General features: G+C 62.9%; 22 protein-coding genes. 12 read left to right on the top strand and 10 right to left on the bottom strand.

Going from position 1 to position 21,945, the window contains the following annotated elements; all coding sequences use genetic code 11:
* Nucleotides 1-6 precede the first annotated feature (6 nt).
* Together WHZ77_RS22515 and WHZ77_RS22510 are read right to left on the bottom strand one after the other, a co-directional pair.
* The gene (locus WHZ77_RS22515; protein WP_375309946.1) at nucleotides 7-624 is read right to left on the bottom strand and encodes a TetR/AcrR family transcriptional regulator; all 618 of its coding nucleotides are present in this window, start codon (nucleotides 622-624) and stop codon (nucleotides 7-9) included.
* On the bottom strand, nucleotides 621-2,114 hold the full coding sequence (locus WHZ77_RS22510) for an AMP-binding protein (RefSeq protein WP_375309945.1): 1,494 nt from the start codon (nucleotides 2,112-2,114) through the stop codon (nucleotides 621-623). The genes WHZ77_RS22515 and WHZ77_RS22510 overlap by 4 nt, the downstream gene beginning before the upstream one ends.
* A 171-nt stretch (nucleotides 2,115-2,285) precedes the next feature.
* On the opposite strand from WHZ77_RS22510, the gene WHZ77_RS22505 reads away from it, so the two are divergent.
* The 7 genes from WHZ77_RS22505 to WHZ77_RS22475 all read left to right on the top strand — a co-directional run bounded on the left by WHZ77_RS22505 (nucleotide 2,286) and on the right by WHZ77_RS22475 (nucleotide 8,568).
* On the top strand, nucleotides 2,286-3,545 hold the full coding sequence (locus WHZ77_RS22505; protein WP_375309944.1) for an ABC transporter substrate-binding protein: 1,260 nt from the start codon (nucleotides 2,286-2,288) through the stop codon (nucleotides 3,543-3,545).
* A gap of 90 nt (nucleotides 3,546-3,635) precedes the next feature.
* A complete protein-coding gene (locus WHZ77_RS22500; protein WP_015687285.1) occupies nucleotides 3,636-4,538 on the top strand; it encodes a branched-chain amino acid ABC transporter permease in 903 nt (300 codons plus the stop codon).
* A complete protein-coding gene (locus tag WHZ77_RS22495) occupies nucleotides 4,535-5,548 on the top strand; it encodes a branched-chain amino acid ABC transporter permease (RefSeq protein ID WP_375309943.1) in 1,014 nt (337 codons plus the stop codon). The genes WHZ77_RS22500 and WHZ77_RS22495 overlap by 4 nt, the downstream gene beginning before the upstream one ends.
* A gap of 2 nt (nucleotides 5,549-5,550) precedes the next feature.
* Nucleotides 5,551-6,306: an ABC transporter ATP-binding protein gene (locus WHZ77_RS22490; protein WP_375309942.1), complete on the top strand. Its 756-nt coding sequence runs from the start codon at nucleotides 5,551-5,553 to the stop codon at nucleotides 6,304-6,306.
* Entirely contained in the window at nucleotides 6,303-7,016 is a 714-nt protein-coding gene (locus WHZ77_RS22485; RefSeq protein ID WP_375309941.1) for an ABC transporter ATP-binding protein, read from the top strand. The genes WHZ77_RS22490 and WHZ77_RS22485 overlap by 4 nt, the downstream gene beginning before the upstream one ends.
* Nucleotides 7,017-7,179: 163 nt before the next feature.
* Nucleotides 7,180-7,398, top strand: a complete 219-nt coding sequence (locus WHZ77_RS22480) for a hypothetical protein (RefSeq protein ID WP_375309940.1) — start codon at nucleotides 7,180-7,182, stop codon at nucleotides 7,396-7,398.
* A 111-nt stretch (nucleotides 7,399-7,509) separates the two neighbouring features.
* On the top strand, nucleotides 7,510-8,568 hold the full coding sequence (locus WHZ77_RS22475) for a YeiH family protein (RefSeq protein WP_375309939.1): 1,059 nt from the start codon (nucleotides 7,510-7,512) through the stop codon (nucleotides 8,566-8,568).
* Nucleotides 8,569-8,574: 6 nt separating this feature from the next.
* On the opposite strand, the gene WHZ77_RS22470 is transcribed toward WHZ77_RS22475, so the two are convergent.
* From WHZ77_RS22470 to WHZ77_RS22435, 8 genes are all read right to left on the bottom strand, one after another.
* A complete protein-coding gene (locus WHZ77_RS22470) occupies nucleotides 8,575-9,552 on the bottom strand; it encodes a DUF3616 domain-containing protein (protein ID WP_375309938.1) in 978 nt (325 codons plus the stop codon).
* A gap of 97 nt (nucleotides 9,553-9,649) precedes the next feature.
* Nucleotides 9,650-10,846 carry a phospholipase D-like domain-containing protein gene (locus WHZ77_RS22465; RefSeq protein WP_375314794.1) on the bottom strand — a complete coding sequence of 399 codons (1,197 nt, stop codon included), beginning with the start codon at nucleotides 10,844-10,846 and terminating at the stop codon, nucleotides 9,650-9,652.
* Nucleotides 10,813-11,637, bottom strand: a complete 825-nt coding sequence (locus WHZ77_RS22460) for a hypothetical protein (protein WP_375309937.1) — start codon at nucleotides 11,635-11,637, stop codon at nucleotides 10,813-10,815. Before WHZ77_RS22460 ends, WHZ77_RS22465 begins: the two co-directional genes overlap by 34 nt.
* 273 nt (nucleotides 11,638-11,910) lie before the next feature.
* Entirely contained in the window at nucleotides 11,911-12,783 is an 873-nt protein-coding gene (locus WHZ77_RS22455; RefSeq protein ID WP_375309936.1) for an ABC transporter ATP-binding protein, read from the bottom strand.
* The gene (locus WHZ77_RS22450; RefSeq protein WP_375309935.1) at nucleotides 12,780-13,688 is read right to left on the bottom strand and encodes an ABC transporter permease; all 909 of its coding nucleotides are present in this window, start codon (nucleotides 13,686-13,688) and stop codon (nucleotides 12,780-12,782) included. The genes WHZ77_RS22455 and WHZ77_RS22450 overlap by 4 nt, the downstream gene beginning before the upstream one ends.
* Nucleotides 13,685-15,106, bottom strand: a complete 1,422-nt coding sequence (locus WHZ77_RS22445) for an ABC transporter substrate-binding protein (protein ID WP_375309934.1) — start codon at nucleotides 15,104-15,106, stop codon at nucleotides 13,685-13,687. Before WHZ77_RS22445 ends, WHZ77_RS22450 begins: the two co-directional genes overlap by 4 nt.
* 165 nt (nucleotides 15,107-15,271) lie before the next feature.
* Complete coding sequence (locus tag WHZ77_RS22440) at nucleotides 15,272-16,048, bottom strand: Crp/Fnr family transcriptional regulator (RefSeq protein WP_375309933.1); 777 nt, start codon at nucleotides 16,046-16,048, stop codon at nucleotides 15,272-15,274.
* Between the two features lie 188 nt (nucleotides 16,049-16,236).
* Entirely contained in the window at nucleotides 16,237-16,533 is a 297-nt protein-coding gene (locus WHZ77_RS22435) for a gamma-butyrobetaine hydroxylase-like domain-containing protein (RefSeq protein ID WP_375309932.1), read from the bottom strand.
* A 189-nt stretch (nucleotides 16,534-16,722) separates the two neighbouring features.
* Here WHZ77_RS22435 and WHZ77_RS22430 point away from each other — a divergent pair, with 189 nt between their 5' ends.
* The 5 genes from WHZ77_RS22430 to WHZ77_RS22410 all read left to right on the top strand — a co-directional run bounded on the left by WHZ77_RS22430 (nucleotide 16,723) and on the right by WHZ77_RS22410 (nucleotide 21,840).
* Nucleotides 16,723-17,496: a ferredoxin--NADP reductase gene (locus WHZ77_RS22430; RefSeq protein ID WP_375309931.1), complete on the top strand. Its 774-nt coding sequence runs from the start codon at nucleotides 16,723-16,725 to the stop codon at nucleotides 17,494-17,496.
* A 104-nt stretch (nucleotides 17,497-17,600) separates the two neighbouring features.
* Nucleotides 17,601-19,343 carry a fumarate reductase/succinate dehydrogenase flavoprotein subunit gene (locus tag WHZ77_RS22425; RefSeq protein WP_375309930.1) on the top strand — a complete coding sequence of 581 codons (1,743 nt, stop codon included), beginning with the start codon at nucleotides 17,601-17,603 and terminating at the stop codon, nucleotides 19,341-19,343.
* A gap of 31 nt (nucleotides 19,344-19,374) precedes the next feature.
* A complete protein-coding gene (locus tag WHZ77_RS22420) occupies nucleotides 19,375-19,608 on the top strand; it encodes a ferredoxin family protein (RefSeq protein ID WP_008141081.1) in 234 nt (77 codons plus the stop codon).
* A 2-nt stretch (nucleotides 19,609-19,610) separates the two neighbouring features.
* On the top strand, nucleotides 19,611-20,588 hold the full coding sequence (locus WHZ77_RS22415) for a HEAT repeat domain-containing protein (protein ID WP_375309929.1): 978 nt from the start codon (nucleotides 19,611-19,613) through the stop codon (nucleotides 20,586-20,588).
* A 79-nt stretch (nucleotides 20,589-20,667) separates the two neighbouring features.
* Nucleotides 20,668-21,840 (top strand): fumarylacetoacetate hydrolase family protein, encoded by a 1,173-nt coding sequence (locus tag WHZ77_RS22410; protein ID WP_375309928.1) that lies wholly within the window; start codon nucleotides 20,668-20,670, stop codon nucleotides 21,838-21,840.
* Nucleotides 21,841-21,945 lie beyond the last annotated feature (105 nt).

Raw genomic sequence — 21,945 nt, 5'->3', positions numbered from 1 at the left:
TCCGGATCAACTAAACAGGCCGCGCGTCATCAGCTTGCGATAGGCGGAGATGACGTGGTCGGGCACGGCGGTAACGCCGCCTTCCGAATAGGAGTAGCGGCGGCTGAGATAGCCGCGCGAGCCCATCAGCATGTGGACGATCGCCTCGAATTCCTCGTCGCTGTAATCCTCGATGGCGCCGGCCCCGCGGGCGCGACGCAGGATGCGGACATAGGCAACCGAGATGTTGTCGAGATGCTTCTGGTAGCCGATCGGTGCAAAGAATTCGGCCTCGTTGAGGATGCGCAGGAATTCCGGCACCTCACGGATGAAGTCGAAGAAAGCAGAGAAGCGCGCGATCTCCTGGCGGGCCGCATCGGCATTGCCGGTGCGGGCGCGGATGAACTCGACCATGTCCAGGCCAATCTTGGGCAGGAGCTGGTCGAGCAGCTCCTGGCGGTTTTCGAAATGATTGTAGAAGGTGCCTTGCGCGACGCCGGCCTCTTCAGTGATGCGGGCGACGGAGGCCTCGGCATAGCCATGCTTTCCGACGACCTTGGTGGCGGCCTCAAAGATCTTCTGCTTGGTCCAGGCGTTGCGCTCGACGCGATTGAGCTTTGCGACCTTGGCGTTCGCGTGCGTCATTCAGACGTCTCCAGCTCGGCGCGCAACACGCGCTTGAGAATCTTTCCGCTCGGATTGCGCGGAAGGCTGTCGCGGATGACGAGCTGCTTCGGCACCTTGAAGCTCGCCAGCCGGGCGCGGCAATGTTCGGTGAGGGCAGGGAGCTCAAGGCTCGCGCCTTCGGCCAGCACCACGATCGCGACCGGCCGCTCGCCCCAGCGCGCATCGCGCAGGCCGATCACCGCGACCTCGCGCACCTCTGATAGCTCGTAGATGACACGCTCAACCTCGGAAGAGGCGATATTCTCGCCGCCGGAGATAATCATGTCCTTCTTGCGGTCGGTCAGATACAGGAAGCCTTCATCGTCGAGATAGCCGACATCGCCGCTGCGGAACCAGTCGCCGAAGAAGGCGGCTGCCGTCTTGTCCGGATCCTTCCAGTAGCCGCGCGTGATCTTGGGGCCGCGCAGGCAGATCTCGCCGTTGACGTTCGACGGCAGCGTCCTGCCATCCTCGTCGCGAATCTCGATCTCGACATGGGCGATGGCCCGCCCCGTCGAACCGATCTTCTCGATCTCGCGGCCGGCGTCCATGAAGGTGTCGCCGCCGACGGTTTCAGTGAGGCCGTAGGCGTCGATGTAGCGCGCATTGCGGAAGTATTCGGAGAAGGCGCGGATGCGCGCCTCCGGCGTCTTTTCGCCGCCCCCGATCGCCCATGCCAGGCTGGAGACGTCGTAGCTGTCGCGGGTCGGGCAGGTGAGCATCGCGGTGGTCATCACGGGGGCGAACCAGGCGGCGTTGAGCTTGTCTTCCGCGATGGCGGCAAGCGCGGCTTCCGGCTCAAAATTACGTTCGATGTGGACGAATCCGCCATGCCAGAGCACGGCGATGCCGGGGAGGTCGAGCGCGCCGACGTGATAGAGCGGGCCGGCGACGAGCAGACGTGTGCCGCCGCAGAGTCCGAGTGCGATGGTCTGGTCGGCGGACTTCCAGTAGAAATTATCGTAAGAGAGCATCACGCCCTTGGGGCGGTCGGTCGTCCCCGACGTGTACATCAGCCGCATCAGGTCCGATGGCGCGCGCAGATGCATCGGCGCAGCAGGCGCATCGCCCGCGAGGCGTGTGACGCTCCGTTGCGCGGCCTCGTCCAGCACGACGATGTTCGCGCCCGCTGCATGTGCGGCAAGTTCTTCATCGACGATCAAGAGGCGCGCACCGGCATTGCCTGTGATGTAACCGACCTCGTCGCGTGAAAGGCGGAAGTTGATCGGCAAGAACACCGCACCAAGATGGCTGGTGGCAAACACCAGTTCCAGGAACGCCGCGCTGTTCTTCATCAGCACAGCCATGACATCACCGGCGCCGATGCCCTGCGCGGCGAGCCAGCCGGCGGCCTTGCGGATGCGCGCATCGAAGACGGCATAGGAGATCTCCTCGCCGCGATATTTCAGCGCAGGCCGGTCCGGCGTGCGCCGGGCATGAAAGGCGATGAAGCTCGACAGGTTGATCATTGCGCGGATTTCGGGCCGGTTGCGGCCTCGGTGTCTCCATCGATGAATTCTGACTCGTAATTCATCTTTGGCTTGACGTCACCCCCCTACCTCTGAAATCCTTGAGCACACGGAGACGAGACGATCTCCGACAGGGATCAGGAAACGCCGACCCGACAGAGGGAGGGGATAATGACGAGAACCCGCACGCCGGGCATCAGCCGCCGTTCAACGCTGGCGCTGATGGGCGCCGGTGCGATGAGTGTTGCCGCGCCGTGGGTGGCGCGGGCCCAAGCCAAGACCATCAAGATCGGCATGCCGACAATTCTGTCGGGCCGCGTCGCGCAGCTCGGCACGTCGTCGCGAAATGCGGTGATGCTTGAGGTCGAGAAGGTCAACGCGGCCGGCGGCCTCGCCGGCCGGCAGATCGAGATGGTGATCCGCGATTCCAAAGGCCAGCCGCAGGAAGCCGCCCGTGTCGCGCGCGAGCTCGTCAACACCGACGGCTGTGAATGGCTGGTCGACGGCGAGGCGTCGTCCGGATCGTTCGCGGTTCACGAAGTGGCGCGCGATCTCGGCGTGCTCTGCGTCCACACCTGCTCGGAAGCCTCTTCGCTGACGGCCGATCCCAAGCAGCACATCCCGAACGCGTTCCGTTGCGTGCGGCAGGGCATCCACGATTCCATCGTCGGCGGCAGCTACGCCGCCGCGATCTCCAAGGCCAAGGGCCTGAAGAAGTGGGCGACTTGTTCGCCGGACTATGCCTATGGCCGCGACACCACCGGCGAGTTCACGCTGTACCTGAAGCGCTTTGCGCCCGACGTCGAGATCATCAGCGAGTCCTGGCCGAAGCTGTTCCAGCCTGACTACACCGAGGTGGTGACCAAGATCTTGCAGGCCAAGCCGCAGGCGCTGTACTCCTGCCTCTGGGGCGGCGATCTCACCTCCTACATCGACCAGGCCAACATCTACGCGATGTTCGGCCAGATGGAGGTGTTCGCGGTCAACATGGCAGACTACACCGCGCTCACCGTGGTGAAGAACCTGCCGAAGGGTATCCATTCCGGCAACCGCTACATCAAGACCTTCCCGACCACGCCGGAGAATGCCGCCTGGGGCGATGCCTACAAGGCCAAGTACAACGAATATCCGACCAACTGGTCGTGGCAGAACGCGACCGCCGTGATGTTCCTCGCCGAAGCCGCGAAGAAGGCGAATTCCACCGACGGCAAGAAGATTGCGGAGACATTGAAGGGCCTCACCATCAAGTGCCCGTTCGGCGCCGACGGCACCGTGACGATGCGCGGCGACGACCACACGCTGGTCGGCTACGCGATCGGCTGGGGCACCACGATCCCGCAGGAGCCTTATGTGCCCGAGGTCAAGGCCGGCGACTGGAAGACCATCTTCGAGCTCGAAGCCGAGTGGAAGAAGAGCAAGGGTTACACCTGATCCGACACGCGGCGGAGACGGGCGACCGTCTCCGCCGTTTTTGTTTGGCTCTCCGCGCCGCTTCGGGCGCGCTGCAATGAAAGTGTTCCCGTGGATCTCGACGCGCTTGCCGGCTGCCTCACCAGTTCCTCCTGCCTGGTGACGCAAACCACCAGCGGCCTCATCATCGGCATGCTGCTGTTCCTGGTCGCGGTCGGGCTGACGCTGATCTTCGGCGTGCTCAAGGTCGTCAATTTCAGTCACGGCGCCTTCTATATGTTCGGCGCCTATTTCGCGATGACGGCATATCAGCTCACCGGGAGTTTTGCGCTGGCGATGCTGGCGGGTGCGGCGGGCACCGCGATCCTCGGCCTGATCTTCGAGCGCGTCTTCATGAGCCGCGTCTATGGTGCCGACGTGCTGATGCAGCTTCTCGTCTGCTATGCGTTCGTGCTGATCTTCGATGACGTCGTGCGCCTGATCTGGGGGCCGGAATTCAGGTCGATGGGCATGCCGGCGGCGTTCCAGGTGATGCCGCTGTTCATCGCCGGGGGCGTGGTGCCGCCTTATTATCTGTTGCTGATCGGCGTCGCACTCGTCGCGGCCATCGTGCTCGGCATCGGATTGTCGCGCAGCCGCATCGGCAAGGTGATCCGTGCGGCCGCGCACAATCCCGGCATGGTGTCCGCGCTCGGCATCAATACCGGCCTGATCTATGGCGGCGTGTTCGCGCTCGGCGGCATGCTGGCAGGCCTTGCCGGCGCGCTTGCGGCGCCGGTGCGGTCGCTGACGCCGGGGATGGGATTTTCGGTGCTGATCGAATCCTTCATCGTCACCGTGATCGGCGGCATGGGCTCGATCCTGGGCGCGCTGATCGGCGCGCTGTTGCTCGGCCTGATCCGCTCCTACGGCTCGCTCGGCTTTCCCCTGTTCACGGAAGGCCTGATGTATCTGTTCATGGTGATCGTGCTGGTCTCAAAACCCACCGGCCTGTTCGGCAAGGAGGCGGCATGACCGAGCTGGAGGCCGGACGCGCGCTGGCGCCGGCGCGCAGCGGCGCGGCGCTGCAACGCTATCGCGACGCCCTGATCGCGCTGGTCGCCTTTGCCGTGCTGGCAAGCCTGCCGATGTTCACCGGCAGCAAGGCGCTGCTCGATTTCGTCATCCGCTGCTCGGCTTACGGCCTGTTCGCGACATCGCTCAATCTCCTGGTCGGCTATACCGGCCTGACCTCGTTCGGCCACGGCATGTTCTTCGGCCTCGGCGCCTACAGCTATGGGCTGATCATGCAGAAACTCGGCGTATCGATTCCCGTGGCCTTCGTCGCGACGCTGGCGATTACGGCGATCGTTGCGGTGATCATCGGCGCGATCTGCGTGCGGCTGAAGGAGATCTATTTCGCCTTCGTCACGCTGGCGTTCCAGATGCTGATCCACTCGACCATCCTGTCCTGGGCGTCCTTCACCGGCGGCGATCAGGGGCTGCGTGGCGGCATTCCGCGCCCCGTGTTTTTCGGCGTGGATCTTGCCAACCACGTCCATCTCTACATCGCGAGCTGCGCGCTGCTGATCCTCGGCCTGCTCGCGATGCGCCAGATTGCGCAATCGCCGTTCGGCTACACCCTGCGCATGATCCGCGACAACGCCGCGCGCGCGAGCTTTCTCGGCATCGACGTCTGGCGCGCCAAGCTCACCGTCTTCGTGCTGGCGGCGCTGTTCGCCTCGATGGGCGGCATGGTGATGGCGTTGTTCGTCTCCGGTGCCTATCCGGAGTTCGCCTACTGGACGATCTCGGGCGAGGGCATTTTCATCAACATGCTCGGCGGCGTCTCGACCTTCCTCGGACCGATGGTCGGCACGGTCTTGCTGCTGCTGCTCAATGACACCGTGACGCGCTTCACCGAATACCACGGCATCGTGCTCGGCGTGGTTATCCTGTTTTTCGCGCTGGGCCTGCGCAAGGGCCTGCTCGATTTCGCCGCCGAATGGTTTGCTCATCGGCGCGACGCAGGCGAGGGGCGCTAGCCATGCTCCAGATCCGCAACCTCGCAAAATCGTTCGGCGGCGTGAAGGCGACCAACGACGTCTCGCTCGACTTTCCCGACGGCTCGCTCACGGCCGTGATCGGCCCCAACGGCGCGGGCAAGAGCACCTTCTTCAACCTCATCACCGGCGCGCTGAAGCCGGATTCCGGCCAGGTGCTGCTCGACGGCGTCGATCTCGCCGGTCGCTCGCCGCCGGAGATCGTGCGCCACGGCATCGGCCGCGCCTTCCAGGTCGCCAGCATCTTCAAATCGCTGACGGTGCAGGAGACCATGCTAGCCGCCGTCAGCGCCGACCAGCGGACGTCCGCGGTGTTGCACAAGCGCTTCCCGCTGCCGGAGACGCGCGACCGCGCCGAGCACGTGATGGAGCTGCTTGGCCTCGCGAGCAAGCGCCATCGCACGGCCGCGACGCTATCGCATGGCGACCAGAAGCTGCTCGATATTGCCCTTGCGCTGGTGCTCGAACCCAAGGTGCTGCTGCTGGACGAGCCGACCGCCGGCATGGGTCCGGAAGAGCGCTGGCGCATGATCGACAAGGTGCGCGAGCTCTGGGAGACGCAGAAGATCACCGTCGTCTTCATCGAGCACGACATGGATATCGTGTTCAAGATTGCCCCCAAGATCGTCGTTCTCTGCTATGGCCGTATTCTGGCAACCGGCACGCCCGACGAGATCCGCAACAATAGCGCTGTCATCGACGCCTATCTCGGCACCGAGCATGCGGGAGCCGCCGCATGAGCGCAGCCATCATTGAAGTTGCCGATCTCGACGTCTATTACGGCACCAGCCAGATCCTGTTCGGCGTCGGCCTGTCGGTGCGGCAGGGCGAGACGATGGCGCTGCTCGGCCGCAATGGCGCCGGCAAATCCACCACCATGAAGGCGATCATGGGGCTGGCGCCGCCGCGTCGCGGCAGAGTGAGCCTTCGCGGCGCGGTGATCTCCGGCCAGAGGCCGCACCATATCGCGCGCGCCGGCCTCGGCTTCGTGCCGGAGGATCGCCAGATCTTTCCCGAGCACACGGTCGAGGACAACCTCGCCATCGGTCGCAAGAAGGGGCCGGAGGGCCAGGACGAATGGCCGATCAAACGCATCTATGAGGTCTTTCCGCTGCTCGAGCCGCTGCGCCACCGCATCGCAGGGCGGCTGTCCGGCGGTGAGCAGCAGATGCTCGCGATCGCCCGCACGCTGATGGGCAATCCCGCGCTGTTACTCCTGGACGAGCCGAGCGAGGGGCTCGCCCCGATCATTGTGCAGCGGATCGGGGAGCTGCTGCGGCAGCTTCGCCAACTCGGGTCGACCGTGCTGATCGCGGAGCAGAACATGCATTTCTGCCTGGGGTTGGCGAGCCACGCCACCGTCATCGACAAGGGCCAGATCGTCTACGCCGCCGGAATCGACGAGCTGAAGGCCAACGACGCGATCCGGCGCCGCTATCTGGCCCTGTAAGCCGCCGGCCGGTGCCCGAATAGGCCGAAAGAAGAAAACCATCGCCCCGGGACTGTCCTGAGGAAGGGGTTTCCCCTCCGGAGGGCAAAAACGCCAATCGCTTCCATTGCCGTTTGAGGCCGAAACGACGACATTCCGTTCAGAAATTGATGGATTGGCGGCCATGGAACGCACTGGATTTGAACCCTTCGGCGAGGAGCTGGTGTCCGCAACGGACACCCAGCCGCGGTCGCGTGCGTCCAAGCTCCTGCTGCGGGTCGGCACCGGCCTGTTCTGGTCGCTGGTCGCCGGCATCGTACTTGCGCGTGCGGCCTTCTTTGAGCCCGGCGTGTATGACGGCTTCAGCCGCGTCGCCTCGCTCGCGAAAAGCCTGATCTTCTGAGCCGGAATATTCCGGGCCGAGCACAGAACTTCCATCGGCCCTGATATGCCGAAAACTTATTCCCCTATCGAGCGGCGCTGCGTATAAATCCTTCTCCTCTTGGAGAGATTTGTGTCGCAGAATCAAGCATCCACGCCGGCTGACGCCAAGCCGGCCACCGCCGCGAGCCGCATTGCGGCGCTGATTCCGGGCATTCTCCTGTGCGTTCTGGTCGCCGGCGTCTCGGCCTTGCTCGAGCGGGCGGAACTGGGCGTTTTCGAGCATCCCTATGTCGAGGCGCTGGTGATGGCGATCCTGCTCGGAATGGCACTCCGCAGCTTCTGGAAACCCGCGCCGCGTTGGCAGTCCGGCATCGCTTTCAGCGCCAAACAGCTGCTCGAAGTCGCGGTCATGCTGCTTGGGGCCTCGATCAGCTTTGCCGCCATCGCGGCGTCGGGCATCGCGCTGCTGGCATCGATCGCCGCGGTCGTCGTGGTCGCGCTTTGCGCGTCCTTCGGTCTCGGCCGGCTGCTCGGGCTGTCGACGCGGCTGTCGATCCTGATTGCCTGCGGCAACTCGATCTGCGGCAATTCGGCGATCGCGGCCGTGGCGCCGATCATTGGCGCCAACAACGACGAGATCGCCTCCTCGATTTCATTCACCGCGATCCTCGGCGTGATGATGGTGCTGGGGCTGCCGCTGCTGATCCCGCTGTTGCAGTTGACGGCTACTCAATACGGCATCCTGGCAGGTCTGACCGTTTACGCGGTGCCGCAAGTGCTGGCGGCGACGGTGCCGGCGGGGCTCGTCAGCACGCAGATCGGCACGCTCGTGAAGTTGATGCGTGTGCTTATGCTCGGGCCGGTCGTCGTCGGCCTCTCGCTCGCCGCCTCGCGCTGGCAGACCAGCGCGAAGAAGACCAATGTCGGGTTTTTCCGCCTCGTCCCCTGGTTCATCCTCGGCTTCCTCGCGCTTGCGACCCTGCGATCGCTGGAGATCGTGCCGGGTACGGTGGTGGGGCCGGTGACGAAGATCACGAGTTTCCTGACCGTGGTGTCGATGGCCGCACTCGGCCTCGGCGTGGACGTGCGCGTGCTTGCCAATGTTGGCGGAAGGGTGACGGCTGCGGTCACGCTGTCACTTATGCTGCTGCTCGGCATCAGCATCGCGCTGGTGCATTGGTTCAGGTGAGCAACACTATGGAGGATCGATCTCGACGGGCGTCGGCGCTCCTTCCTCTTCACCGTCAAAGAGGATCAACACACGCAATCCGGATGATGTCCTTTCCAACGGCAGCAGCCCCTCCGGTTTTCGGCTGGAATTGAATGCAGAAAGCTCAGCGAGCCGCTTGACGTTCTCGCTTTCTGCGTCCCAAGCAAAGATCGCATACAGGCCGGGACCATCTTCGACAGGGCCCGCAAGGATGAGGATCTGGTTCTCAAACACCGCAAGATCGCGCACACCGCGGCCCTCACCCAGTGGCAGACGAAAAAGCCGATGGGTCGATCCCGTTCCGCCATACAGGGTGTCAATACCGGCGGACAGAAGGAGGGCGCGGTTGCCGTCGAGAACCGGTCCCCGGAGCCCCGCCAGTACGAAGCCATCCTTGATTGCCACGCCTTCGATCGTCAGTCCGTTCGTTTCAAGCCGCCGATCCATGAAAGGCGCAAGCAATGGCTCCGCCGCGATAATCTCTCTCAGCCTGGGCGTGCGTTCGACCTGCGAAGCATCGCCATCCTTGCCGGTGGTGCGGAAGCGGACAATCTGGCTGCTTGCGGATATCCGCGCCTTGATCTCCCTCGCGGTGAGCTTGTGTTCCTTGTCACGTGGATGGCCGTGCGAGCCCATCACGTAGTAGAAGCCTCCGGCAAATGCGACGCCTTCACCATCGAGTTCCAGCGCCTCGCCTCTGAATGTGTCGCCGATCAAGTGAACGGTGGCACCAGCGACGAGTTTTCCGTCAGTCAAGGTGACGAACTGCGCGTCCTGTACATTGTCGTCGATTGCAACGCATGAGCGCGGAAACCCCTGCGTGGTCGCGCAGGCGATGCCGCTGGCGTCTCTGGATTTTCCACCATTCTTGCCGAGCAGCTTGTTCTTGACCGGCCAGGCGTTTCCGTTTTCGCCAAGGGCAGGCTGCGTGCAAGCGAACGCCGCAGCCCCGACATACAGCATGCAGATTCCAAGTATTCTTGCGAGGCTCACGACGTCTCCTGCCGATGACCGCTTGGCAGTTGCCGCAAGGCGGTGCGTGTCTCGCTTTGGGAGGGCGCTAGCGCGCGAAATACCGCATCAGTTGTCCCTTTTTATGCGCGACGTATCCGTCCTGCCAGTCGGCGGTCGTTTCCAGGAAGCCCGACCACCCCTTCTTGCCTTTGCGTTTGCGCTCGCTCTCGATCGCCCGGAAGCGGTAGTGGTCGTAAACGTCGAGGATATGAACTGCATAAGCCTCAGCCAACGGGCGATTGCCGCTGACGATCAGCATATTTTCATCGTTTGAATAGGAGGCTTTGAAACCGAGGTTGTGGCTGCCGAGAATGACGTGACAATCATCGAGCCGGGGATCAATGACGACAAGCTTGTCGTGTATGATTGCGCCAATCGCGCCCTTCGCCGTCAACTGCTCGGCGCCAAAGTCGCCGAGCAAATTGTGGTCGTCGATGCGCGAGGCGCGGACTATCGAGACGTTCTCGTCGTCGAATGTCGCAGGCGACTCGCCTTCTTCCACGATTTCACCATCCTCGTCTTTCTTCTTGCCGACATAGTTCGGCATCGCCATGGAGCTCGAGACCGCGCCGCTGATAAGCAGCGAGCGGTCATGTAGCCCGATGTTGATGACTTCGCCGATGATGCAGTCCTTGCCTTTTTGTCCTGGATAGAAAGCCAGGAAGAGGATCGCCTCCTTGGCGCTGCGCATCAATTTGTAGGCATCCGTCAGGTCGGGCGGCGTCTGCGTCGGCCTGGTCTTGGATGTTGGCTTCTTCCGCTGTGGCATATTGGGAGAGAACCAGGCGCGCAGGGTTGTTCCGTTCCCTGCGTCCATTTCCTCGGGCGTGGCATTGTCCTTTCGGAACGTCTCGCCCTGCTGGTTGTCCTTCATCGCCTTGCCGAACGGTTTCGGAATCTTCAGTTCGTCTTTCCTCATACGCTTCCAGTAGTTGAGATAGGTCTCGGCAATGCCGTCGTTCTCGATCAGCAGCGCGTTGTTGGTCTGCCCGGCAACGCCGGTAGAGGTCCAGTTGGTGCTGCCGGTCAGCACGGAACGATTTCCACCGTCCGGCGGGACATGCACGACGAACTTGTTGTGGCCGATGTGGATGGAGTTGTTGAACATGCGGTGCTGGATGTCGACCCCTTCGTCAACGAGACGTTTGCGTGCGGGCCTGTTGCGCTCGTCCCATTTCTTGTCCTTGCCTGCGGAGGTGTTGGAAAGGATTACGTGAATACGGGACTTGTTGGCGACGAGAATGTCTTCGAGTTCGCGGTCCTCGAGCTCATACAGGCTGAGATAGAATTTCCCTCGCGCTGGAAGAAATCGTGGATCAGCGGGATAACGTCGCCCGCGAGATATTTGCGGTGCACATCGTTGGGGTTTTCGAGCTTGTCTATCAGCTCGTTAGGCTCGATGACGCCGTCATCGAGCAATACGTTGCGTAGCCATTGAGCCGCTAGAATCCCGTTGGTGAAGGTCGAGCGGAAGGGGCCACGCTTGGTTGTCACGAGGACGTCGTTCGATTTTGTGGCGGGTGCGAGATAGCCGAGTGGGCGCCTTGGTCCTTCGTACGCCCTCACGCGAATCCTCTCCGGTTTGCCGTCGGGGCCTTTCACGGGGCGGCCTTTGTTGTCCCGCTTGATGATGTCGGCAAAATCAATCCCGTTCGGTGGGACGGGTTCGAGGCCGGGGCGCATGTCACCTACAGGCCGGATCTCGTAACGCACCCGAACCTCGTCGGGCCGACGCGTTGCGCCGTCGCGCTTCTTGCGGAGAGTGAGGTCCCGCCAAGCGAGCTTCTGCACCGGCCAGACGCCCGTATCCTGTGGAATCCAATTCGGATTGCGTTGTCCCTTGAAGGAAACCCAGGCGGCGCATTTTACCCGATCTTCTTTGCCATCGGCGCGGCGCTTCACAACGCCGCTTTCGTCAACGTAGACGCGGGTGACTTCGAAGCCAAGGCAACCGTCAATCTTGGCGTCGATATCCCACGCAACGTAGGCGACTTCATTGTTCGCGTAACCGCGAACGGCAATGATCTTACCCATCACACACCCCAGCCGGCATGAAACGAGGTGTTTATAGATCAAAAGAACCAGAGGTTGTGGGGATGGCTGATGAGATGGGACCCTCTATTTGTGCGGCATATTGCCACCCGGCCTTTGTGCGTCGAGGGCCATCATCCTTCCTGTGCTCACGCCGAAATGGGCCTCACTATTGGTGGTCAAATGCGTAATGAGAAGCGCCGAAGGCCGGGATGCCGACGGCCGGTATAATCCGGAAGCGGTCGCAGGAAGAAGCGGCGGCGTCGATCAGGATCGTTAGATCACGTCCGCCAGCGAATGCCCCTGCAGCTCGATGTTCAGCCCCTGCATGCCCAGATCGGTGATCTCACCGCCCATCGCCTTGATGCTTTCCTCGCGGATCAGTGACATCAGTCCGCGGCGCAGTGCCAGGAACTCCGACGACATCATCATCGCTTGCTGCCGCGGTCGCTCCAGCGGGATCGGGATCTCCGCCTTGATCGAGCCGGGGCGGGCGGTCATGCAGTAGACGCGGTCGGAGAGGAAGATCGCTTCATCGATGTCGTGGGTCACGAACAGCACCGAGATCTTCAGCCGCTGCCACATGTTGGTGAGGATCTGCTGCATGATGACGCGCGTCTGCGCGTCGAGCGCGCCGAAAGGCTCGTCGAGCAGCAGCACTTTGGGCCCCGTCGCGAGCGCGCGGACGATGCCGACGCGCTGCTTCATGCCGCCGGAGAGTTTTTCCGGATAATGCTTCTCGAAGGCCTCGAGCCCTGCGAGCCCCAGCAGCGTGCGCGCGGCGCGTTCGCGCTGCGAGCGCGGCATGCCGCGCATCTTCAGACCGAACTCGACATTCTCCCGCACCGTCTTCCAGGGAAACAGCGAATATTGCTGGAATACCATGCCCCGTTCGGCACTGGGGCCGTTCACACGCTCGCCGTCGACGGTGACCACACCCGTCGTCGGCTTGAGGAACCCCGCGACCGCATTGAGCAGCGTCGACTTTCCGCAACCGGAAGGGCCGACGATCGAGACGAACTCGCCGGGCTTCACATGGATCTGCGTGTCGGTGACGGCCTGAACCGGTCCCTCGATGCTGTCGTAGCTGAGGGAAAAATTCCTGACCTCGATGTGGCCCTTCGGCGGGTTTGCAAGCATCTCGCTCATGTCGACCTCCACGGCATCACCAATTGTCCCGCGCCCCTGATGAGCAGGCTCGATCCGAGGCCCAATACGCCGATCGCGATCATGCCGAGTGCAATGTCGGCGTACTGGACCAGCGAATAGGCCTCCCAGGTGAAGTAACCGATGCCGTACTGACCGGAGATCATCTCGGCGGCGATCAGCGATACCCAGGCCACGCCCATGCCGACGGTGAGACCGGTAAAGATGTGCGGCAGCGAGGCCGGAAAATACACGTCGCGGAAGATCGATCGCTCGCGTGCGCCGAGGCATTGCGCGGCACGCACCAGGACGGGGTCGACCAGCGACATGCCGTGCAGCGTGTTTATCAGGATCGGGAAGAACGAGCCGAGGAACGTGATGAAGACGATGCTCTGCTCGTTGGTCGGCCACAGCATGATCGCCATCGGCACCCAGGCGATCGCCGGGATCGGCCGCAGCACTTCCGCGACAGGGAAGACGATTTCATGCACGAGCTTGAAGCGGCCCATGATCAGGCCGAGCGGCACTCCGACGATCGCCGCCAGCGAGAAACCGACGAGGATGCGCCGGCAGCTCAGGACGATGTGCAGCAGGAATTTTGGATCGTGGATCGCCTTGGTGAAGCTCGCATAGACCGCCAGCGGCGAGGGCACGTTGGTGAAGCGCACGAAGAACACGACGCGATAGGTCGTGAGCAGGTGCCAGGCCAGCAGGAAAGCGAGCAGCGAGATGATGCCGATCGCGGTCGCGCGCAGCCCCGCCCGGTTGAGCCGGTACCAGCGCAGCGCGAGTGTGCCGAACGAGGGTGGTGTCGCCTGCGGTGTGGCGGTGGGCACGGGGCCCGTCTCTGCGATTGCTGTTGCCGGCATGCTGTCCTCGGAATGTCTGAGGATGGCGGGACTGCTCACGTCTTGCCTCCGCCGACCGCTGCCTTCACGGCGTCGTCGAAGCCGAGCACCTTGCCGCTGATCCTGGCGGCGTGGGCTTCGGCGTCCTTCTTCAGCAGGAACGGTGCAACCTCGCCATTGCCGACCGCGAAGAACGCCTGGTCGGCGAACAGCTTGATGCCGCGGGTGGTATCGAAGACATAGGCGACGTTGATCTTCTTGCCCTTGGCCTTGAAGTCGGCATAGGCCCCCAAGGTGCAGCTCGCCGACGAGAACGGCAGGATGCCGGCGTCCTCGACCCAGACCTCACCGGCCTTGCGCGGATCGGTGATCGGCTTCTTGCAGAAAGCGTCTTCGCCTTTGATCTCGTAATTGCTGGTGCTCGCAAGCTGAGCATCGTAGTCGAGCTTCATCTCGGCATAGGCCTTGCGGATGTAGCTGTCGTCGACCCACTTTTTCGGATCGAATTCCTTCATGCGGCCGAGGTTCTGGAGGACCTTGACGTCGGTCGCGGCTGCATCGACCAGCGCTGGCTTGACCGTTGGATCTGTCGTCATGTTGCCGCTGGGTCCAAGGAAGATGTAGACGACTTCCTTGTTGATTCCGGTCCATTCCTGGATCTTTTCGGCGGCGAGCTTGGGATCGTCGCGCAGCCACTGGTTGGCGGCGATCAGCGCCTTGAAGTAGGCAACGACGACCTCGGGATATTTCTCGGCAAAATCGGTGCGCACCACGATGCCGTGGAAGGTCGGCAGATTGGTCTCGACGCCGTCGAAGATCTTTCGCGCGAAGCCGCGGAACGGCAAGAGCTCGGCGAAAGGAACGAAGTCGGCATGCGCGTCGATCTTCTTCTCCTGGAGGTTGGTCGAACCAACCTCCGGGCTCTGGCTGACGAGCTGGAAGAAATCAGACGCGTAGCCGCGGTCCTGCATCGCCTTCAGCACCATGCCGTGCGCCGCTGAGCCGAAGGGAACGCTGACGAGCTTGCCCTTGAGGTCGGCCAGATCGTAGTAGGGCGAGTCCTTGTGGACCACCATGCCGTTACCGGAACCGGACAGGCTGTAGGCGGCAATGCCGGCCAGGCGGCTCTTGCTCTCGGGGTTACTATCGAAGGTGAAGCCGTTCACGATCAGCGGATAGTCGCCCATCATGCCGATCTGCAGCTTGTTCGCCATCATGGCATTGGTGACGGGCGGGCCGGACGTGAAGTTCTGCCACTCCAGCTCGAATTTGATGCTGGAATATTTGCCGTCCTTCGGCAGATATTTTTCGAGAAGATGAAGCTGGCGGATGACGACGCCGGCGGTCACGGTGTTGGTCGTGGTGTCCTGCGTTCCGATGCCGAGCGTGACGGTTTCCGCCGTAGCCGGCTGCGCGAGCAGGAGCGCCAGCGACGTCACCGACATCGCGATCGAGAGCGTGGGAAGATGGCGGGCCATTCTCATCCTCATTCGGTTGGATGTGCTGTGGTTGCCATGATTGGGTGAGGGCTCGGGCAGGGCAAATCCGGAATGACCGCCGCAGTCGATTAGTTGCCGGGAAAAGCTGATTGCATACTCCTTGGGCAGTCTTGCACTATAAAGCCGCTTGCCTGTGCACCGACCCTAGTCGCCGCTCTGGCCGCGCATCTCTTCCAGCACGTCGGTCCGGCACACCACGATCTGCGAGCGCTTGGTCACGACGATTCCCTTCTCCTGCATCCGCTTCAGGCTGATCGTGACCCATTGTCGGGTAGCGCCGACCATGTGGGCGATGTCGGCATGGGTGAAGGCGGCGGCAATCACCCGGCCGTCGGCGTCCTCGACGCCGTAGAGCTCGACGAGATGCAGCAGCAGATGCGCGAGGCGTTGCGTGATCGAGCGCGTTCCCAGCATCTGCGCCAGCGCCGAATAGCATTTGCCCTTGAAGGTGAGGCCCTCGATCAGGCCGATGGCAAGATTCGGGATCTCCACCGCGAGCGACCGCAGCTCCTTCCCTGGCAGGTGCACGACGCTGCAATTGCTGGATGCGACGCCGGACCATTGATGCACGGTGCCTTCGAACACCTCGGGTCCGCCGACGAAATTGCCGACATGCCAGTAGGCCAGCGTGATCTCGCGTCCGAGCGGCGAGGTGTAGAACACGCGGACGCGGCCGCTCTCGATCAGCCAGATGCCGTCATGCTTGCCGCCCTGGCTGAACAATGTCTGGCCGCGGTTGAGCACCTTTCGGCGGCCCTGCTTCAACACCAACTCCCGCTCGCGCTGTGTCAGCTTGTCCATCAGCGGTGGCGGCCCGCCGATCCATTGCTGATTTTCGGTGAGGAGCAGCGAGGAGCCACCCGCAGGCCGAGCTATCGGGGGAACAGCCCCTCGAACCACATTGGCCGCCTGCAACATCATCCGCCTCCGGAACGTTCAAACCGTTCTAAAGAGGAGCAATGTCCGTGCCAGATGGCGGCAGCCAATCTACTGCGTCATTCCGGGATGCGCGCAAAGCGCGCAGGCCCGGATTCCATAACCACGAGCGGGGGGTTATGGATTCCGGGCTCGCCCTTAGGGCGCCCCGGAATGACGACACCGTATAGGGGTCAGCGTCCCGCCAAACTCAACAGATACGGCTTCGGGTAAATCCCCCGGTTGTGCCCATCCGAAAACGAGATGTTCAGCCCATAACCGAGATCGCCGATCTCGGTAATCGCGATGCCCGGAAACGCTTCGGGGAAGCGGCCGTCGAAGCGGGCCCGTATGCAGTGGGCGCATTTGCAGGAGAGGCGAAGCTGCTCGGCGGGCAGGCTCAGCGCATCGTCCTGCGCCGTGCGGACGAGGAGCGTCGCGAGATCGGCGCTGGCTTCGTAGTCGGCCACGGTCGGTGCCACAGAGGTCATGGCCGCTTCTACGTCATCGCAGACGCGTACGAATAGCAACTAATTGCCGGCGCGGGCGCAGCGTCACTGCCTTCTCGCCGGTCATCGCCGGTGAAATGTGAAACTAATCGACCGGGAATCTCACTTCCGCATTGCCCGATTTCCCTCGCTCCGAAACGTTGCGCCAACGCAGGCAAGGAGAGAAGACGGATGAGTGCTTTTCAGAAGGAGACGGTTTTGTCGGTCAGGCACTGGACCGACTCCCTGTTCAGCTTCACCGCGACGCGCGATCCCGGCTTCCGCTTCCAGAACGGCCAGTTCGCGATGATCGGGCTCGAGGTCGAGGGCAAGCCGTTGATGCGCGCCTACAGCATGGCGAGCGCCAATCACGAGGAGGCGCTCGAGTTCTTCTCGATCAAGGTGCAGGACGGCCCGCTGACCTCGCGTCTCCAGAAGATCCGGGAAGGCGACATCATCCTGGTCGGCCGCAAGGCGACGGGCACGCTGATCACCGGCAATCTCATTCCGGGAAAACGCCTGCTGCTGCTCTCGACTGGCACCGGGCTCGCGCCTTTTGCCAGCCTGATCAAGGACCCTGATGTTTACGAGAATTACGAGACCATCGTGCTCGCCCATGGCTGCCGCCAGGTCTCCGAGCTTGCTTATGGCGAGCACCTCGTCGATGGCTTGCGCAATCACGAATTCTTCGGGCCGCTGATCCGCGACAAGCTGGTGTATTACCCGACCGTCACCCGCGAGCCGTTCAGGAATCGCGGCCGGATCACCGACCTGATCGCCTCGAACCAGATGTTCGACGACATCGGACAAGGCGGCCTCGATATCGGGACGGACCGCATCATGCTGTGCGGCAGCCCGGCGATGCTCGAGGAACTGCCGTCGATGTTTTCCGCGCGGGGCTTCGTCGAAGGGAACCACAGCCAGCCCGGCCATTTCGTGATCGAAAAGGCTTTCGTCGAGCGCTGAGGCGCAAATCGGTCTCCGGCGACAACTAATTGCTATCGCCGGAAGGCCCCCTGAACAAATCTGATGCAAAGGCGCCGGACCTTCCGGCGGACCAGGAGCAAGCGATGGCACTAGATCAGATCGTCGATGGACTTTCGGAGGTTTCCTGCGATGTGCTGGTGATCGGCGGCGGCACGGCTGGCCCGATGGCGGCGCTGAAGGCGAAGCTGAAGAACCCGAAGGCGAATGTCGTTCTGCTCGAAAAGGCCAACGTCAAGCGCTCCGGCGCGATCTCGATGGGCATGGACGGGCTGAACAACGCCGTCATCCCCGGATATGCGACGCCGGAGCAGTACACCAAGGAAATCACCATCGCCAACGACGGCATCGTCGATCAGAAGGCGGTCTATAAATATGCGCAGAACTGCTACAAGATCATCGAGGAGCTGGACAGCTTCGGCATCCGCTTCCTGAAGAACGAGAACGGCGATTATGCCGTCAAGAAGGTGCACCACATCGGCACCTACGTTCTGCCGATGCCGAACGGCGAGACCGTGAAGAAGGCGCTGTATCGCCAGCTCCGCCGCGCCCGCATCCTGATCTCCAACCGCTACATGGCGACGCGCCTGCTCAAATCGAGCGACGGCCGCATCGCCGGCGCAATCTCTGTCAACACCCGCACCGCCGAGATCCTGGTGATCAAGGCCAAGGCCGTCGTCCTCTGTATGGGCGCCGCCGGCCGCCTCGGTCTGCCGACCTCCGGCTACATGTTCGGCACCTATGAGAATGCCGCCAATTCCGGCGACGGCTATTCGATGGCCTATCACGCCGGCGCCGCGCTCGCGAACCTCGAATGCTACCAGATCAACCCGCTGATCAAGGACTATAACGGGCCCGCCTGCGCCTACGTCGCCGGTCCCTTCGGCGCCTTTACCGCCAACAACGAGGGCTCGCGCTTCATCGAATGCGACTACTGGTCGGGCCAGATGATGCTGGAGTTCTACAACGAGCTCCTGTCCGGCAAGGGGCCGGTGTTCCTCCAGCTCAAGCATCTGCACCCCGACACGATCTCGGAGATCGAGTCCACGCTGCACAAGGTGGAACGGCCGACGCGCGGCCTGTTCCAGCAGGGGCGCGGAGTCGACTACCGCAACGAATCGATCGAGATGCACATCTCCGAGATCGGCTTCTGCTCCGGCCACAGTGCGTCCGGCGTGTTCGTCGACGACAATGCCCGCACCACCGTGCCCGGCCTCTATGCCGCTGGCGACATGGCAAGCGTGCCGCATAATTACATGCTCGGCGCCTTCACCAACGGCTCGGTCGCCGGCATCGACGCGATGGAGTTCGCCGACAATCACGATTTTGCGGACTTCGACGCCGCCGACGTCGCCAGGGAACGCGATCGCGTGCTGGCGCCGACCAAGCGCGAGGACGGCATTCCGCCGAACCAGGTCGAGTACAAGACCAGGCGTCTCGTCAACGACTACCTCCAGCCGCCGAAGGTCACGCGCAAATACGAGCTTGGCATGCGCCGCCTCGCCGAGACGCGGCAGGATATGCAGGAGCATATGATCGCGCGCAACGCGCACGAATTGCTCCGCGCGCTCGAGGTGCAGTCGATCATGGACTGCGCCGACATGGCGGTGCATGCCTCGCTCTATCGCGAGGAGAGCCGCTGGGGCCTTTATCACTGGCGCACGGACTTCCCGGAGAAGGACAACGAAAACTGGTTCTGCCACACGCTGCTCTCCAAGCAGGACGGCAAGATGACCAGCGAGAAGCGTGCGGTGGAGCCGTACGTCGTCCCAATCGCCGACGATGAGAAGGACCTCTACGACAAGCAGCGCATCCGCGCCTCCGCCTGATCCGCCGCAACTTAGCAACAGGAGATCAACGATGCCTCTCGCTTCCTATCAGACATCGGTTCCGGTGGTCGTTGACGACGCCAAATGCATCGCCGACAAGGGCTGCACCGTGTGCGTGGACGTCTGCCCGCTCGACGTGCTGCGCATCAGCGACATGACCGGAAAGGCCTACATGGCCTATGACGAATGCTGGTACTGCATGCCCTGCGAGGCGGATTGCCCGACCGGCGCCGTCACCGTCAACATTCCCTATCTCCTGAGGTAGTCATGTCGAGCCCGTTCGAATCCTACGACGATCTCGAGGACGCCGACGAGCGGCTCCAGGCCGCCGATCCCGCAGAGCGCCGGGTCGCGATCATCGCGCTCGGTCATTCCGGCGATCCGGCCGCGGTTCCGCATCTCGCCAACATGGTCGCCGATCCCGACGCGGGCGTACGCCAGCAGGTCGCGATGGCGCTCGGCGAGTTCGACGGGCCGGAGGCTGCGAGCGCGCTGGTAAAGCTGCTGGTCGATCCGGAAAGAATCGTCGCTGCCGCCGCAGCCGACAGCATGGCCGAATTCAAGAATCCCGCTTGTGCGGAGATCATCCTGCCGCTGGTCAAGCATGCCCACGCGTTCGTCCGCATGGGCGCGCTGCGTGCGCTGAAGGAGCTGCGCTGCAAGGATACGCTGAAGCCGGCGCTGGAAGCGCTTCTGGATACGGACGCTGCCGTGCGCGTGCAGGCGATCGGCGTGATCGGCTTCCTCAAGCTGGAAGAATCCATCCCCGCTCTGACTGCATTGATCAACGATCCCGATGCGCATGTGCGCCGGGCCGCCGTCAGCGCGCTGGCGTTCTCGCAGATGAAGCCCGCGGCCGAGACGATCACGCGCGCGCTGAAGGACGCCGACTGGATGGTCCGCGAGATGGCGGCGGAAACGCTGGGTCTCAACGTCAACGGTTCGATCGCGGCAGACCAGCTCGTCGGTGCGCTCGCTGACGAATTCTGGCAGGTGCGGCTGAAAGCAATCCGCAGCCTCGGCAGAATGAAGATCGAGCGCGCGGTACGCCCGATCGGAAACTGCATCAATCACGACCAGACCAATTTGCGGAAGGAAGCGGCCGCCGCGCTCGGCGAGATCGCCCATCCCGACGGCGAGGCGTTCCTGGCGGTCATAGCCGACGACGCCGATCCCGACGTCCGCAAGAACGCGCGCTGGGCGCTTCAACAGATCGTGGCCCGAAAGGCGCGGGCAGGGGCGTAGAAGCAGGGCATCCCGCCGCTCTGGACTTCCGGAGCCAGACGTTTATTGGTCTTCGCCGGGAAACAGCGAGGACGCGGCTATGACGACACTGACAACCAAGGATCTTCTCCCCGAGGACGGCACGCGGGGAACGTTGGTCGGCCGTGTCTGGCTGCCGCAGGCGAACGGCCCGGCCGTGGTCGCCGTGCGCAGCGACGGCGTGTTCGACGTCACCGCGAAATTTCCGACCGTCAGCGCGCTTTGCGAAGAGGATGCTCCGGCGAAGGCGCTTGCCGCTACCAAGGGCGAGCGCATCGGCGATCTCGATGCTATAGTCACCAACACGCCGCCCGACCAGCGTGACACGAAAGAGCCGTGGCTGCTCGCGCCGGTCGATCTCCAGACCCTTAAGGCCGCCGGCGTCACTTTCGCCATCTCGATGCTGGAGCGCGTCATCGAAGAACGCGCGAAGGGCAATCCGGCGTCGGCCGAAGCGATCCGCAAAGAGGTGACGCGGCTGATCGGTGACGATCTGTCGAAGCTCAAGCCGGGCTCGGACCAGGCGATGCACTTGAAACAGGTGCTGATCGACCAGAACGCCTGGAGCCAGTATCTCGAGGTCGGCATCGGTCCGGATGCCGAGGTCTTCACCAAGGCCCCGACGTTATCGTCGGTCGGCACCGGCATGGATGCCGGGTTGCATCCGAAGTCGACATGGAACAATCCGGAGCCCGAGCTTGTGCTGTTCGTGTCGAGCCGCGGCAAGATCGTCGGTGGCGCGCTCGGCAACGACGTGAACCTTCGCGACTTCGAGGGACGCTCGGCGCTGCTGCTGTCGAAGGCCAAGGATAACAATGCGTCCTGCTCGATCGGGCCGCTGCTGCGCCTGTTCGACGACAGTTTTTCGCTCGACGACGCGCGCAAGCTGGACATCAGCCTGAACGTGAAGGGGACGGATGGTTTCGTCCTCGACGGCCATTCCTCGATCAGCATGATCAGCCGCGATCCCACCGATCTCGTCGAGCAGACGATCGGCAAGGTGCACCAATATCCTGATGGATTCGTGCTCTTCCTCGGCACGATGTTCGCGCCGGTAAGGGATCGCGATGCGCCGGGGCAGGGGTTCACCCACAAGCGCGACGACATCGTCACGATCGCCGCGCCCCAACTCGGCAAGCTCGTCAACCGTATGCGCACCAGCGACGAGTGCGAGCCCTGGACCTTCGGCATCGGCGCGCTGATGAAGAACCTCGCGCAGCGGAAGCTGATCTAGTTTCTTCGCCTCTCTGTCTGCGGCCGTCATGCCCGGGCTTGTCCCGGGCATGACGTTCTTCGTGCCGCATGGCAACGCGTGGATGGCCGGAACGAGTGTTTAGCC

This window comes from Bradyrhizobium sp. A5 (assembly GCF_042076515.1).
GTDB lineage: Bacteria > Pseudomonadota > Alphaproteobacteria > Rhizobiales > Xanthobacteraceae > Bradyrhizobium > Bradyrhizobium cosmicum.
The sequence above is the reverse complement of the archived record's forward strand: the minus strand, read 5'-3'. Positions and strand labels throughout refer to the sequence as shown.